General features: G+C 49.7%; 6 protein-coding genes. 1 reads left to right on the top strand and 5 read right to left on the bottom strand.

What is annotated here, in order from left to right; genetic code table 11:
• The first annotated feature begins 253 nt into the window (after positions 1-253).
• A complete protein-coding gene (gene proC, locus SB24_RS17760; RefSeq protein WP_039254613.1) occupies positions 254-1,093 on the top strand; it encodes a pyrroline-5-carboxylate reductase in 840 nt (279 codons plus the stop codon).
• Between the two features lie 36 nt (positions 1,094-1,129).
• Here the strand turns inward: proC and SB24_RS17755 are convergent, their stop codons facing one another.
• The 5 genes from SB24_RS17755 to SB24_RS17735 all read right to left on the bottom strand — a co-directional run bounded on the left by SB24_RS17755 (position 1,130) and on the right by SB24_RS17735 (position 16,826).
• A complete protein-coding gene (locus tag SB24_RS17755; RefSeq protein WP_023842868.1) occupies positions 1,130-1,876 on the bottom strand; it encodes a polyketide synthase in 747 nt (248 codons plus the stop codon).
• Between the two features lie 59 nt (positions 1,877-1,935).
• Positions 1,936-3,183: a hydroxymethylglutaryl-CoA synthase family protein gene (locus tag SB24_RS17750; RefSeq protein ID WP_032866358.1), complete on the bottom strand. Its 1,248-nt coding sequence runs from the start codon at positions 3,181-3,183 to the stop codon at positions 1,936-1,938.
• A gap of 57 nt (positions 3,184-3,240) precedes the next feature.
• Positions 3,241-4,395, bottom strand: coding sequence for a cytochrome P450 (locus tag SB24_RS17745; RefSeq protein ID WP_032866364.1), 1,155 nt, complete (start codon positions 4,393-4,395; stop codon positions 3,241-3,243).
• 81 nt (positions 4,396-4,476) lie between these two features.
• Positions 4,477-10,692: a beta-ketoacyl synthase N-terminal-like domain-containing protein gene (locus SB24_RS17740; RefSeq protein WP_039254605.1), complete on the bottom strand. Its 6,216-nt coding sequence runs from the start codon at positions 10,690-10,692 to the stop codon at positions 4,477-4,479.
• A complete protein-coding gene (locus tag SB24_RS17735; protein WP_039254598.1) occupies positions 10,689-16,826 on the bottom strand; it encodes a type I polyketide synthase in 6,138 nt (2,045 codons plus the stop codon). The genes SB24_RS17740 and SB24_RS17735 overlap by 4 nt, the downstream gene beginning before the upstream one ends.
• Positions 16,827-16,841 lie beyond the last annotated feature (15 nt).

The raw sequence follows: 16,841 nt of genomic DNA, 5'->3' as shown, positions 1-16,841 counted from the left end.
ACGGAACGCGATGACGAGGAACTAGTATATAAACAACGGCAGCAGAGAGCAATGTCCCCGGCTGAAAGACATTGCGGCCCTCTTGTTTACAGAACCTGCCCTCAGAGCGGTTAGGAAAACCTAAACGTATCCCCTCGTTACGGGATTTGAGCTGAGCACGGCTGATTCGTGCTAATGTAAGGTGGTACCGCGAAACCTTTTCGTCCTTTTTGACGGGAAGGTTTTTTGTGTTTTGAGAAGAAGGAGGATTTATATGAAGAAAATCGGTTTTATCGGGGCCGGATCAATGGCGGAAGCAATGGTGGACGGACTGCTGCAAAGCGGAATGACAGCCCCCGGACATATATATATGACAAACCGGTCAAATGACAGCCGGCTTGAAGAGCTCCAAAAAACGTACGGAGTAAAACCGTGCCGGGATAAAGAAGAGTTTTTCAGCAATACCGACATTCTCGTTCTCGCCTTTAAACCGAAAGATGCGGCAGAAAGCATTGAGAACATTCGCGAATACGTGAAAGATCAGCTTGTGATTTCTGTCATCGCAGGGCTGACGATTCACACGATTCAGCAATATTTCGGCAGAAAGCTCACCATCATCCGGGCGATGCCGAATACATCCGCGGCCATTCAGCAATCGGCGACCGGTTTTTCCGCAAGCTCAGAGGCGAGTGAAGCTGAAATCCGGACGGCAAAAGAGCTTCTGGAAACAATCGGAGAAGCGACGCGCTTTGAAGAAAAACACCTTGACGCCGTTACAGCCATTGCCGGAAGCGGTCCCGCCTATGTGTACCGGTATGTCGAAGCAATGGAAAAGGCCGCCCTTCAAGCCGGCCTGCCGGAAGAAACGGCAAAAGAGCTGATTTTACAAACCATGGCCGGGGCGACGGAAATGCTCAGAACAAGCAGCAAACGGCCTGAACGCCTGCGCAAGGAAATCACAAGCCCGGGCGGCACGACTGAAGCAGGCCTTCGCGCATTAGAAGAGCGCCGCTTTGAAGAAGCCATCATGCACTGCATCGCAGAAACCGCAGCTCGGAGCGCCGAAATTAAAAAACAATTCGCAGGCTCCGTTCTGCAAAAGACGGACCAGTGATAAAGCATGGGGCTTCCCATGCTTTTTTCATTCTGTTTAACTGCCGTATAAGCGGCTGATTCTCTCTTTTACTTCAGGAAGATGGAATGTGGCTTCGTGCATGTTCACCTCTTCCTCAACCGCTTTTGTCAGCTCTCTTTTGATCCGTGCGGTCACATTGGTTTTCAGCGCAACCAGTGAGGCTCTCGGTTTATCCGCCAGCAGCCGGGCTAATTCGCGGCCTCTTTGAAGGACGTCTTTTTTCGGCAGCACTTCAAACGGAACTCCCCGTTTTTCCAGAGCGGCGCCGCTGAAATTCGCGGCAGTAAACAGCATTTCTTCCCCGAGGACAATTCCCAGTTTTTCAGGCACAATATACGTCGCGCCCATTCCCGGTGTAAATCCGTACTTCATATAATTACAAGAATAAAAACTCTCTCTGCTTAAAATCACGAAATCCGCGCTCAGACCGATCGTAAAGCCGGCTCCGATCGCATGCCCCTGCATGACGGAAATCACGGGAATCCTGCAATCCAATAAAAGACTGTGAAGCTTTAAATCTGTAAATTGAAGCTTTCCGCTCTGAATGGTCAAAAGCCCCTCCTGCGTTCCTCCGGTGCAGAAATAATTTCCGTAACCCGTCAGAAGGACGGTTTTATAGGACGGATGGGCATTGATGTCTCGGAATACCCGGTGCAGCTCTCTGACAAACTCTTCTGACAGCCCGTTTTTCCCGGCCGTATCCTGCATTGTGACCTGCACAATGCCCGGTTCTGTTTCCTGTACATCAATCATTGGATTCATGTTTATTCTCCGTTTCTTTAAAAATACTCAAGCCTTTCCGGCTCTGAGTGTTTCTGATATTAAGTCGTCCATTCATACTTTCTGTGAAACTCTTTTATTTCAGTCAGCACCAATCGCGTTTTTCCTTGATGCGCATTCGGGATGTCTGCTGCGGGCGCGGCATTTCTTGTGCCGAATTTTACGATGCCGCTGTCTTGGAGCAGCCGGTCGTAATCAGCCATCGATAAACGGACGCGTTCATCCAAATGCCGGCTGATCTGAAATTGATTCTGCCGCGTACGGCTTTGCGGCATAACGACACCGCTGTAAAATTCAGAGCAGCAGCCCGAACCGTATGAAAAACAGCCGACGCGTTTCGGCGTTTCAAAAGAGCCGTTATCAATCGTGCTGGCAAGAGATAAAAATACGGTGGCCCCCATGATGTTGCCGACGCGCTGACAGTATTGAATCCCAGGCAGCACGCGTTGCTGAAAATCCGCTTCAATGTCTTGCGGCTTAGCCTTTGCCAATTTTCTCATCATCGTCCGATGCGCTCCTTTTACCATTCCGCCAAACGGAGTATGAAAAGAAAGGTATTGAAATGTATTCTTATAATCCGCCCCGCTCACACGCTTTCGGTATTCCTGAAATGATTTTTCACAGCAGTCCAAATAAGACATGAGCGACAGATCAGCATCCCCCGCTTCACTATCCGGAATCGGGCGGCAGGTATCCATGACTTCATACCCGTAATACCCGCTTGCGCCTTGATCAAGCAAAAAGACATGAGGGGTGCTGCTGACTAAAAGCGCCACAGCTCCCGCCCCCGCACTCGGTTCGGCATAGGACCATTCCTCCGTCAACGCGTCACCGCCTTCAGCCACTAAAAAGCGGGAAATATCCGTTCCGATGATGAGCGCTTTCGCTCCCGGCGATGTTTGCGATAAGATGAGATTCACGCCCATTTGAAACCCGGCCGTTAAAGAATAGCAAGCCTGTTTCACCTCAAATAACCGGCAATTCCGCTTCAGCTGCAAATAATCATGGACGTATGTACTGATGGATTTGCCAAAATCAATCCCGGATTCCGTACAGGTGATGACCATTTCAATCTGATTCCGTTCCTCTTCTGACAGAGAGTCGATAATCGGTTTTGCGGCATTTACGGCGAACGTAATCGGATCTTCAAACGGAAGCGCCACCACTTTTTCTTTCATCAGCAGGTTCTCAAACCTTTTTTTATCCAAGTTCCGATGTTCCGCAAGCTCCATGACGTCTACATACGCGGTTCCGCCAAAAACGTTCATTGCTTCGATTCCTACATTCATTTCTCCAAGCCCCCAGAGTAAAGAGGCTTCCTGTGGAAGCCTCTTTTATTTTTTCGCTCAAAACTCAACAAGCAGCCTGTCAACGCCGTGAAATACAGGGCTCGGAACCAGATTCGGCTCTTGATCCTCAGTAAAACGCCATGCGGGCATCTGTTCAAAAAAGTGGGAAAGCGCGATTTTCGCTTCAAGCCTGGCCAGCGGCGCTCCTAAACAATAATGGCTGCCCTGACCGAATGACAGATGCTGATTCGGCTTTCGTCCCAAGTCAATCTGATCGGCATTTTCAAACTTCTTTTCATCTCTGTTCGCCGATCCAATCCACGCATACACTTTTTCTCCGGCCGGAATCGTTTTTCCGCCAATCTCGCTCTCAACCGCAGTGTAGCGGGTTACCCGCTGAATGGAAGGTCTGAGGCGGATGACTTCCTCAATAAAGTCAGGAAGGAGCGCCTTGTTTTCAAGCAGCCGGGGCAGAATGTGCGGGAACTCCTTGAGACTGAGAAATGAATTTCCGATCACATTTTCCGTCGTTACGTGCCCCGCGACGATCAACAAGCCGCAAAAACCGATTAATTGCTTGTCTGACAGCGGCTCTCCGTCTAAATCAGCTGAAATTAAATGACTGATTAAATCATTTTGCGGCTGTTTTCTCCGCTGTAAAATAAACTGCATGAAGTATCCGATCATCTGCTTTTGCACTTCATTCATTTTCTTTTCATCTTTTACATTCTGGCTTTGGTCGACCCAGCTTTTAAAGATATCTCTGTCTTTCGGAGGAAATCCTAAAAGCTCTGCGATCACGATAATCGGAAGCGGAAATGCGTAATCTTCAATAATGTCCATCCTGTCTTTTGAACGGACGGCCTGAAGCAGGTCATCAGCGATAGCGGCTATACGCGGTGCAAGAGACTCAACCGATTTCGGCATGAACGGCTGATTGACCAATTTTCTGAAGACGGTGTGTTCGGGCGGGTCCATTTTCAAAAGGCTGTCTTTGTTAATATGCCGGATCATTTTTTCCTGTTTGTCCGCACTTAAGTATTTATGATCGGAAGAAAAATGACTGTAGTCAGAAATCACCCGCTTCACTTCATCATAGGTGAAGATTTCCCAGCAATCTTCCTTTTCATTGTAATGAACGGGAGAGGTTTCTCTCATCGTTTGGTACCACTTGTACGGCTGCTGCTGTCTGATTTTTGTTAAACTGGTCATTTTCATTCCTCCAAGATGTGATCAAGATTTGAAATGACCCGCCAAAGCTTACGAGTAAACCCGGCGGGCGGATATGTGAATTTACGGTCTTGTTTTGGCGGGCTGCTTCAGCATCTCACCATGCACGTTCAGTATCTTTTCCTGCAGCTGCAGAAAGCTGTATTCTCTCATTCCGTCTGCCGAATATAAAACGCCGCAAAATTCAGAAATCGTTTCGGCTGCGCTGTCTTCAGCCAATAACGTCATATGGTTGGATACCGCCACATCCATGATGGCGATGTTTGTCATATGCTCTTCCCACTGGCTCCAGTAGTTGACGAAATCAGCGGATAAAATATCGGCCCTGATCGTAAAATACGGATCAAGCTCACCCAAGAAAATACCGTTTTTATTTCGGAAATAATAGCATGTCACCCCGTTCGGATCCGGAAGCGGCAGGAGTTCGTAATCAGTGATTTCGTAAGCGTCCTGAACGTTTATATTCTGCCTGATCAGATTTTTCACCAACGCGTCCGTCTTCGTTAACCCCCGCTGTTTGGCTTTTGCGATTAATTGCTCTAAAAATATGTCTTCATGAAGATCGGCATCTAGTTCATCACGGTGAATCAAGTTTTCAGAAATGCGTTCCGGATGTTGATAGACCGGTGCAAATAAAGCCATGTTCACCGTCTGCAGCATCATATTTTTATCAAATAATTCATCAGGAATGTTTATTTCCCGCGCACCAGCTGAGTCAAAGGAATCGAGCATGACGATTGACTCAACGGTTTCTCCAGCCAGCTGCAATTGCCGGGTGACTTCATAAGCGAGCATGCCCCCTAATGAATAGCCGCCTACATCGTAAGGACCCCGGGGCTGCACGGTACGTATGAGCTTAACGTAATATTCCGCCATGTTTTTAATGCCGCGGATCGGTTCCCGGTCTGTCATCCACCCTCTTGCCTGAATTCCGTAAAAAGGACGCCCGGTCCGTTCGGCAACAGGCTGGTACAGCTCCACTGCCCCCAGCGCGGAATGAAACCAGAAAATCGGTCTTCCCTTTCCCCCCGGGTTAAGACAGATTAGCTCGGGCGGTTCTTGATCATCTGTCTCTTCTGATATATCGTTTTGTTTCGTATGTTCCCCATGTACTTCCTCAGTGTCTTTTTGGACAGAACCGGTCAGATACCCGGCTAATGTTGCGATTGTCGGGTATTCATAGACCAGATTTGCCGTAATAGACGCTTGATAGGTTTTATTAATGGACTGAACCCATTCCACACCGATAATAGAATCCAGCCCCATCTCAATGAATGCCTCATGCTCATCAATATCTTCCGGCTTCAGAAACAGGATGTCCGCAAGGCTTTCTTTGAGCTCTTTGCGCAAAGTGCCGTCAGAGATGCCGGCAAGGGGAGTTTCTGCTTCCGGGATTTCCGGACGTACCGCGGTTTCCTCCGCTTCAGCATACTCGGGTTTCTTTATTTGTCCCGCTATATATTCCGCAAGCTCTTCAAGCGTCGGGTGTTCATACACCTTATTGGCAGTAATCTCAGTGTGGTACGTTTTATTTACTGTTTGTATCCATTCAACCCCGATAATGGAGTCAAGACCCATATCGATGAAAGGCTCATCAGCATCAATATCTTCCGGTGACAAAAATAAAATATCTGCCAGGCTTGTCCTCAATTCTTCAAGCAATGTTCTATTGTCTTCGGAAACGGCTTTTTTCGGCTGTTGGACAGAAACAGTACAATCCAAAGGCTGTAACACGATTGGCTTTTGCAATGTCTCCGGTTCAAACGCTCTCATTTCGATCTCAGTTAAAGGACTCAGAGAAATCAGCCCTTCATGTTCAGGCTGCGGCGAAGACGGGAGAACGGTTTGCGTTTCAGACTTTTTCATGGCTTGGCCTGGTAAAGAACTGTTTACATCAGCCGCCCAATACCTTTCTTTTAAAAACGGGTAGGCCGGCAGCGGCGTTTTATAATATTGTCCTCCGTCAAAAAGCCGTGTAAAAGGAAGATCATACCCTCTGCAAAAAAGGTCAGCGATATGTGCCAGGTTTTCTCTGTACTGTGCGGGCGAAGCCGCCGAGCGGCACTGTTCAATGCATTCCATTCCGAATGTTTTCATTCCGGCTTCTTCTGCCGGCTTCTGATCCTTCAAATTGGACATAAACACACCCGGAAGCTCTCTTTTTACAAGCCACTCCGATAATACCCGCTTCAGTTCGTCCGCACTGCTTACGATACAGGCAAACCGGTGATGTAAATGCTTCCTGCCGAGCAGGAGCGTATAACTTATATTTCCCAGATCGCTGTCTTTGTTCTTGCTGAGTGAATCCAGCAGGCGTTCTGCCTGAATTTCCAGCTGACGCTCCGTCCGCGCAGATAAAGGAATGAGGCAGGCCGGTTTTGCCGGCGACCGGCGCACGGTTTGCGGCGCCTCTTCAATCACAAGATGGGCATTTGTTCCGCTGAATCCGAATGAACTGATGGCGGCTCTGCGCGGTGTATCCGGATTCCGTTCCCACGGTATCAGCTTTTCATTCACAAAAAACGGGCTGTCCGCAAATTGAATATGCTGATTGGCTTGGTGAAAATGCAGGGAAGCCGGAATCTGCCGATGCTTCAGCGACAGCAGGATTTTAAACAGTCCGGCCATCCCCGCGGCCGCAGCGGCATGTCCGAGATTGGTTTTTACAGAGCCGATGGCGCAATATCCTTTTTTATCCGTATAGCGGCGGAAAGCGCGCGTTAAGGCGCCGAATTCGATCGGGTCGCCCAGTGCAGTGCCCGTTCCGTGAGCTTCCACCATTTGAATGGTTTCCGGATCAATGTGAAAAGTATCATAGACATGACGTTCCAATCGTTCTTGAGAAAGCGCGCTTGGAGCGGTGATTCCGTTTGTAGCGCCGTCCTGATTCATTGCAGATCCTTTTATGACGCCGTACACATGATCTCCGTCACTAACGGCGTCGCTAAGACGTTTCAGCACCACCGCTCCCACGCCTTCACCCGGCACGAACCCGTCCGCGCTTTGATCAAACGTATGGCAGCGTCCGGTCGGTGACAGCATATTCGCCTTATTTGACGACTGATAAAAAGCGGGAGTGGATTGAATGAAAACCCCGCCCGCCACCGCCATTTCCGTTTCTTTCGTCCAGAGCCCCTGACATGCCAAATGAATGGCTGTCAGTGAACTGGAACATGCTGTATCAACAGTGATCGCCGGCCCTTGTAAATTAAGGTGATAGGCGATCCTTGCCGGAGTGACGGAATTGTGATTGCCCCAAAAAGCCTGCGCGGGCCCCTGCTGTTTAAAAATGGCCTGGTAATCTCCACCGCAGGAGCCGGCATACACGCCGCATTCCCGGCCTCTTACCGAGTCTCCCGCATATCCCGCATCTTCAAGCGCTTTCCATGATTCTTCCAAAAACAGCCGCTGCTGAGGGTCCATATAGGTCGCTTCACGTCCCGATATATGAAAGAAAACGGGGTCAAAACATTCAATGTCCTCTATAAAACTGCCATACTGGCATTGGCTGTCAGAGACATCCCATCTGTCTGCTTTTTTAATCAGATCCTGACCGGCGGCTAAGTGTTCCCAAAACTCATGGAGATTCTCCGATTCAGCAAACCGCCCGCTCATCCCGATAATCGCGATCGGTTCTTTTTCAGGTAACACAGCTGCTGAGTTTACTGTATCGGCCGGATCCTTTTGTTCGGGGCGGTACGTCATTTGATACGGCTCAGAAACGCTGATGACGATTTTCCCGATATTTCCGCGGTCATCCAGACAGTGATACGCTTCTTTTATGTCTTCAAAGGAAAAGATTTTTGAGATGACAGGCTGAATGACTCCCTCTTCAGCCAGCCGCTGCAATTCCAATTGATAGTCCTTGACCTGGTCCGGATTTTGAAGGGACAGCTTCCGCAAATCCACGCTGTGAAACGATTGATTGTTATGAAGGACGGACAAGTCGACTGATTTAGCGGATTTCAGCGCAGTCATGGCAATTTCGATATATCTTCCGCCCGGCGCCAGGCAATTCATTCCTTTTTGCAAGGCATCACCGGCCAGGGTATTAATGACAACATCCACCCCACGGCCGCCGGTCATTCGCATGATTTCCGTTTCAAAATCTTCTTCTAAATAGCAAATGGTATTACGGACCCCTAGCGAATGCAAATACTCAATTTTTTTCTGTGATCCGGCCGTGGCATATATTTCCGCGCCGATATGCCGGGCCATTTGCACCGCGATCAGCCCCGTTCCTCCCGTCGCGGTCTGAATTAATATTTTTTCGCCTTTTTTAAGTCCGGCTTTCCGGAAGGCGTCTATCATGGTCACCGCCACGGTGGGAAGAGCGCATGCTTCTTCAAAGGTCAGCCGGGCCGGTTTATGATAGACTTGATGTTCTTTACATGTGATGAGATTCGCCTGAGATCCAAATTCCTCTCCCATGCCGACAATCACTTCATCACCTGGAATGACGGATGTTACATGCCTCCCTGTCTTGATCACGACGCCGCTTGCTTCAAATCCCGGAGTGAACGGATAAGGCGGCATCGTCGGGTACAGCCCTCTGACACAAAGCAAGTCTCCGAAGTTTAAAGAAAAGGCGCGGACGGCTATTTGAACTTCGTCATCTTTTGTCTCGGGCACCTCACTGCGGGCAATCGTCAGATCTTCAATGCCGCCCGGACGGTCAATCACAACCCGGAACATTCCCGAGTCATCGGACTTTGCGAAAGAAGGCGGCATACGTTCTTGTTTCGGTTTCTGATAACCGTTTTCCTTTCTTTTCGTCTGCAGAGGTTTTTCAGCAGGCCGTTCTTCCTGAAGCGCCGGGCGGATTTTCGCTCTATCGGTCTTCAGAGACGAGGCTATGATGGTTTCGTATTCTTCCGAGATATAACCGGTCAGCAGTTTCACATGATAGTAATCAAATAAAATCGTTGTCTGCAGTGTAAGATTCAATCGCTTATTAATCTCGTTAATCACATTGACGGCCAGAATGGAATCAATGCCGTATTCAGAGAAATTCAGTTCTTCCTGAATATCCTCTTCTTTCATTTTTAATACATCGGCAATACTTGTTTTGATGACAGAGCGGACATGGGAAGCGACCGATTCCCCATCAGCCTTAACAGCTTGATGCTCCTCTGGCGCGCGGCTGCGGGAAACAGGCTGCGCGGGCTTTCGGAAAACTTCGGCCGGGGCGGCGTATGGCTTTCTGCCGTCTCTGATCCCTTGCATCCGAACGAGTCCGTCACTCTCAGCTGCGATAATCTGCTGGCCTAAATCATGAGCCGTTTCAGCAGGGAAACAAACCGCTCTGTATCCTTCCGAATGCAGCACACGCTCCCACGATTTTGGATATAGGCCGGGACTTCCCGGAATCCGAAGCTCAGCATCCTCATAGGACCACCAGCCGTCAAGCAGCCCGAAGGTTAAATGGGTAAAAACAGAACGATCGCTGATTTCGTTTATCAAAATCATCCCGTTGTATTTCAGGAGCGCTTTCAGACGGCGCAGTGTCAAACCGATATTTTTTGTGGCGTGAAGCACATTGGCGGCGATGACAATATCGTAAACACCCGTTTTGATATTTTGTGATTCGCAAGGCTCCTCCGCATTAAACAAGGCTGTTGTCAAATACGGCACATCAGGTCCGTATTCCTGTTCGGCATGCATTAAAAAAGCTTTAGAAACGTCCGTATAACAATATTCCGCAATCTGTTTTGCAAATGGTTTCAGTTTTGTAAACAGCATGGCGCTCGTTCCGCCCGTCCCGGCCCCTACTTCTATCAGCCTGATACGGGCATCGGAGTGTTCTGTAAGATAGGCTTTCAGGTAAGCGGCCGCGGAATCTGCTAACACTTCATTAAAATAATCCGCGACAGGATTATGCTTATAAACACCTTCAACGAGCCGCATTGATGAATCGGGAAATACGATATCCGTAGCCGGACGTTCTCCTTTTAAAATGGAAGGCATCGCTTTTATCGTCGCCTCGGCCAATTCAGCTTGTGCCTGCTCCCCATTGGGAAGCAGGCGTTTATGGGCATTCCACTCATTCCAGACTGTGCGGCCGTCCGGGGGCTGATCCGTGAGAAGAGTGATCGTGTATCCGTCATACGCGATATATCCGTTTTCTTTTAATAGATTCAGGCTTTCTTCCAGCCATCTGCCGTATGTGCCGATCACGCCGGCGCTCCGCATGGATGCTGCAGGTGTGGTGACAGGCTCGCTGAAAAACCCGATTGATTGTAATTGGTAAAAGAGCAGTTTGCAAAGAAGGCTGTTCATATGCGCAACTCCATTTCTCGTTTTAAAGTCTCAAGCCGTTCATTCCGATCCGGATTTTGCCGCTTGACGCTTTCCATAAATGAAGGCTTCGGGCCGGATACAACCGATATTGCATCTTGATCCGTCAGCGCGGCTAAGCCGTGCGGAGCAGCTTTGATGAATGCCGCTTGGCTGAACGGTTCTGATAGTAAGACTTCCAGCGCCTCCATTGCTTCATCGGGTTCAATAGAACCGATTCCTGACGCCTCCATTCGTTTTCTGTAAGACGGGTCTGATACAACACCCAGACTGCCCCAATATCCCCAATTCATGACTTTCACTTCACAATCAAGCAAGGAAGCGATATGGCGGGCAAAGGCGTCTTGAAATGTACACCCTGCCGCATAGTTGCTTTGCCCGGCATTTTTTGTGAAAGAATTAACGGATGAGAAAAACAGCACAAAATCAAGCGGTTCTTCCTTAAAAGCTTCGATCATTCGGACGCTCGTATTCACCTTAGCTGAATAAGCGTTTCTGAAAGAAGCTTCATCCATATTCGCCATACTTTTGTCGGCAAGCGTTATCGCGGAATGGATGACTCCCGTTATATTGCCGTATTGCTCTCTTACGGAACGGACGGCCGCTTTAAGCGCTGCGGCATCTTGAGCATCAGCCTGTATATAATGCGGCGCGGGGCCTGATAGCGCCAGCCTGTCTATTTTGCTCTGAATCTCCTGATCCTTCGGCCGCCTGCCGATCCATATCATCCGTGCCTTGTAACGGGTGACCATGTATTTGCTCCATGCTTCTCCGATGCCGCCCGCTCCGCCGATGACAGCATAAACGCCGCCTTCTCTGTACGACATACGCGGAGCGGAACTTGTCAGCACCCGGACTGTTTTTTGCTTGTGCCAAGCTCCGTTACGGTACGCGGCAGCATTTCCGTCCGGATCTGGAGGGAGGCGCCAGATGTCTTTCATTTCAGACGAATCACTGCCTTCTTCTGCATCAATCAGCCTGAAGTCCCAGTTTGGATATTCTTTTGCCAATGAACCGATCAAACCGTGTACGCCTGCATGCTCAGGCTGCGGCAGATCACCCGGATACACGGACTGTGTCTGCCGGGTCACCGCCGTAAAGCTGATGTTTCGGTTTCCATACCCGAGTGACAGCAGCGCTTTGATGAAACGGAAACATTGAATCACCCCATTCTCCTGCTCATCAAGCATTTCCTGACTGACGGATGCGGGTGCGAAACGATCCGGCGCAATCCATAAGAAATGGCGGATATCCTGATACCCGGCTGTCAATTCACGTAATGTTTGCTCGCTTGAATGATCCGGCGTCTCCGCCAGATGGGCGCGGGGCCACATTTTTGCCGCAGCCTTTATTGTATTTCCCGGCTTTCCGATGATCAGCAATTGTTCCTGATCAACCGCTCGATTTTCTTCCAGAGAAAAGAAAGTTTTGTCCCAAACAGGGGCAAGCATCGCCGTCTGAACTTCCTGCCGTTTGCTTTCGGTTTGGTTTGTCTGCCGGACAGCCCGGCAGGAGAATCCTGTTAACCTCATACAAACAGCGCCGTTTTCATCACATAAATCAATATCCAGCGTCAGCGCTCCGTTATCTGACCGATCGCTCTGTTTGCGGACAAGCGCCCACATCGTTTTCTGAGTCGGCTGAAATATTTCTGCCTGCCGCAGGGAAAACGGCAGCATCGGAGTGTCTCCGGCAGTATCTGAACCGGCACCCAGTGACGCCTGAAACGCGGCATCTAAAAGACTCGGGTGGATGACAAACTGATCGGCGGTACTGTCTGCCGATTCCGGCAGCGACAGCCGGGCTGCAGCACCCCTCTCTCCGATCATCAGCTGATCAATTCCTTGATGGCTCGGCCCGTATATCATACCCGCATGCCGGAAAGCCTGATAAACCTCATCAGACGTCATAACCGATTGGCTGCAGCCGGACAGCCAGCCCTCTAAGTGAACTGACGGAACCGCTGCTATCTCTCCTGATACCGCGGTGCCTTTACTGTATAAAATCCGTTCTCCCCCGGGTTCTTCCGATAGGCTGTAAATCGTAAATTCAATGTCTTCATTTCCCTTAAGGATAAGGCTGATATGGACTTCTACATCCGTCCCCTTATGAACGACAGGCCTCATCCATATGAGATCTTTCAAATACATTCCTTTACGTCCGTCCGGCACAGCGTATGCGGCACGCTCAACGGCCGCCCTGGCCATTTCGATCACGGCGGCTCCCGGGAGCACCTTCTGTCCATTGACTGTGTGATCAGTGAAAAAGAATTCCCGTCCGGTAAAAACAGAGGTGAATTTCAGCTCCCACAGATCGGATGTGTTTTCATGAAGCAGCGGATGGATCACCGTTTTGCCGTCATTCCGTTTTGAAACCGCCTCGGCTTCATCTTGAATCCAGCATCTGACCTTTGCAAACGGATAGGCGGGAAGGCTGATTCTCCGGGGTTTTTGTCCCGAATATAACAAGTTCCAGTCCACATCGACTCCCTGCACCCACATGTTCAGCAAATGACCGTACTTTCTCTTTTTCAGCCATTTGACCATGGCTTCCTGCAAATCTTCATCAGATTCAAACACAGCCACTGTCTCATGATTTCGCTTCGCCCGCCCCCTGTAAAGATGCGGTGCGTTTTCATTTTCCAAGTACGATCTGAGCTTGTCCTCCAGCTCCTTAAGAGAGTCCGCAATGAAAGCCAGCCGCTCATCCATCGCTTCCCGCCCCGCTTGTAAAGTGTACGCGACATCAAATAAGTCCGGCTTATCCGTATGCTTCTTTTGAAGAAAAGCAAGAAGGCGCTCCGCATATTCTGTCAGACGCTCCCCATTTTTCGCAGACAGCAGAATGACAGCCGGCTCTTGGCTGCTGATTGCTTGTTTGACAGGAGCCTCATATTCTTCAATAATGATATGCGCGTTAGAACCGCCCGCCCCAAAGCTGCTGACCCCCGCCCTGAGCAGCTGTTCTGCTCCGTCTGCTGAAATCCGTTTCCAATCTGTTAATTCCCGGCAGACGGAAAACGGCCCTTCGTCAAATTGGATATTCGGATTTAAAACATCCGCATGCAAAGATGGGGCGATTTGTTTGTGCTTCATCTGCAGCAGCACTTTTGTGACAGCGGCGATGCCCGCTGCAGATTCCCCATGTCCGATATTTGATTTGACAGACCCGATGAGACATGTTTCAGAAACATCACCGAATGCATCGGTTAAAGCCCGGATTTCAATCGGATCGCCTAATTTCGTCCCTGTCCCGTGCGCTTCCACATAGCTGATCTGGCCCGGAGATACCCCCGCCTCCTGTAAAGCTTGAGAAATGACTTCGCTTTGCGCCTTGGGGTTCGGTACGGTGTAACCGCTCGCTCTCCCGCCATGATTAATGGCAGCTCCTTTAATGACGCCGTAAATCCGATCTCCGTCTTGTACGGCGTCTTCTAAACGTTTAAGAAGCAGCACCCCGACCCCTTCTGCCGGAATATAGCCGTCACCCCCGGCGCCGAAACTCCCGCAGTGTCCTTTAGATGAGATGAACTGCCCCTGGCTCAGCATGAAGTACTTGTTAGGATGAACGGTGAGATTCACTCCGCCGGCAAGCGCCGCGCGAATCCGATGATCCCGCAGATCCCGGCACGCCATGTACAATGAAGTCAGCGAACCCGAACACATCGTATCGACCGAAATGCTCGGCCCTTGAAAATCACAAAAATAGGAGACACGGTTAGCAATGGATGAAATCCCGCCGGGGAGCCCGATATGCCGTCCTTTCACTCCCGCTTCAGCCGCGAATAGCGGGTATTCCTGATACATGACACCGGCATACACACCTACCTGACGGCCAAGTTCAGGTGATGTCCTCGTATATCCCGCATCCTCCATGGCCATCCACGCATGCATTAAAAACAGCCGTTCCTGAGGATCAAGGTGTTCCGCTTCACGGGGGGAAATCTTAAAGAACTCAGGATCAAAATCGGCGATCCCGTCAATGAATCCGCCCCATTTGCTGTAAATCGCTCCCGGCGCCGTCCGGTCCTCGGAAAAGTAATGTTCCCATTTCCAGCGGTCTTTCGGAATTTCGGTAATACAATCCTTTCCTTGTTTGAGATTTTCCCAAAACGCATTGATATCATCGGCCTGCGGATACTTGCCGGAAATCCCGACAATGGCAATATCCAGCGGTTTTCCTTTCGTTTTCTGACGGCTTTGATTCCCGGACGGGGCAAAAGACGCATTTTCAAGCCGATTTGGCTGAAGCACTTCTTTCACAGACGCGTTTTTCAATTCCGCCAGCTGTTCCCCGGTATGACTGAGGACTGCGGCATCAAATGAGAGAAACCCGTCTTTTTTATGTTTGATTGTATTCACCACATAGGCGGTATCAGACATGACTGGTCCGTACAGCGTCAGCCTCTCAATCATGAGCGGGACGTGAATCCGCTTTTTCAGCTGCAATTCTTCTTCACCGAGCGACATATAACAAGAATTCAATATAAGCGGGTCAAATGCAAAGTGACGCAGATCGCCTTTTTCTTTTTTTCCTGATAAGTCCAGCTGCAATAAAAAGGAGCTCTCACTCATTTTGTATCCCGCCGTTACCGTTTTCAGCATCGGGCCTATCGTGAAGCCGGCAACCGAATCGTACAGACGGGAAATAACATCCGGCGCCACCTTTTGTGCATGCGCCTTCATTTGTTCAACGTCATACGATTTTTTTACGGGTGCCTCTGTATATCTGCTTATTTCTCCTTCGGCACACGTCTTCCGGCTTTCTTTACCGGAAACAGTGCAGCTTGCGGTAAAGCGTTCGGCACTCTTTTCTGCCGCAAATGAAATGTCAATCTGTGCGGCCTCTCCCGGCTCCAGCGTGACGGGCCCGCCCGTAAAGCGGATATCTTTCAGCTCGGCGGGATACGTGCCGGATGCTTCAAGCACCAGACACGGATACACTACACCCATCAGTGCCGGTTTGCCGAAAACCAGATGATCCTGAAGGAATGATTCATGTTCATAGAAAGTAAATGTCTGACTGACTGATTGCGTTTCAGAGACCGGTGCTGCATCCGCGACAAGGCCGGAAGATTCACCTGTTCCTTTTGTTTTTATGTCTTCAAGCAGTTCGGATATGCTGCTGCACTCAAATAAAAGAGTCGGATTCAGCCGCAGATCAAACGCCCCTTCGATGTCTTTAATAATGGCCAGAAGCTGTGACGATTCAAGGCCTAATTCAAAAAACACGGTGTGCGCATCATTTCTTGTGACAGGACGGCCTACGTATGTTGAAAAAATGCGGTATAAGGTTTCATCCATCTGCTGAACGCCTGATATCAGCTGCCGGTCTGTCCGCACCTTTTTGGCTGTCAGGCCGAGCAGTGAAGCAATATGCGCACCGCTGGGGTTGTAAAAGTCAATATCCATTTTCACCATTTCAGAAGGCGTGCCGGATTTTTTCGAAATCACCGCGTAACAGCGCTCCGTAACGGTTTCAGCGGCACTAAACGAATCATAATAAATCGGTAAAAACAAACCGGCGCCTGCAGCTGTCTGCAATACGCCGGAGGCCATGGCGGCACCGTCCATCAGCGCGGGATGAAAGAGAGCGCCGGGGAGATTTTCCTGGCATGAATCAGACTGCCGAATATCAAGGAAACATTCCTCTTCATTTGCATAGATCTCTCCCTCCGGCTTCATCAGCCCGTCATGCGACAGTCCGCGGCTTCTCGCGGCTTCGTAAACCGTATGCAAGGAGACTGATGGAAGCGCAACTTGTTTTTTCTCTTCCGCGTCAAGGCGCTTATCTGATGAGAAAACCCCTTCATGCACCTCCGCTGATAAGAAAACCGTCCCGGAATCCGCCCCGCAAATCAAGGCAGTCCAGAACTCCTTTTCTTTACTGAATATGACACTCACATCAAGCCGCTCTGACCGTTTCACTGATAAAGGATGATAAATGGTCACCCGTTTCAGACAGATGGAACGGAATGAAAGATCAAGGCTTTGCTTTGCCAGCTGATACAGCATATCAATATAGGCCAGACCGGGCATGACAGATTCTCCGTGAACAAGATGGTGTTTCATAATGGGATGTTCTGCCGTCAGACGCAGATTCACTGTTTTTTTCATGGTTCGTCCCCTTTT

Source organism: Bacillus sp. Pc3, from assembly GCF_000815145.1.
GTDB classification, from domain to species: Bacteria; Bacillota; Bacilli; order Bacillales; family Bacillaceae; genus Bacillus; species Bacillus velezensis.
Note: the sequence above shows the minus strand (reverse complement) of the source record. Positions and strands in the feature narration are given on the sequence as shown.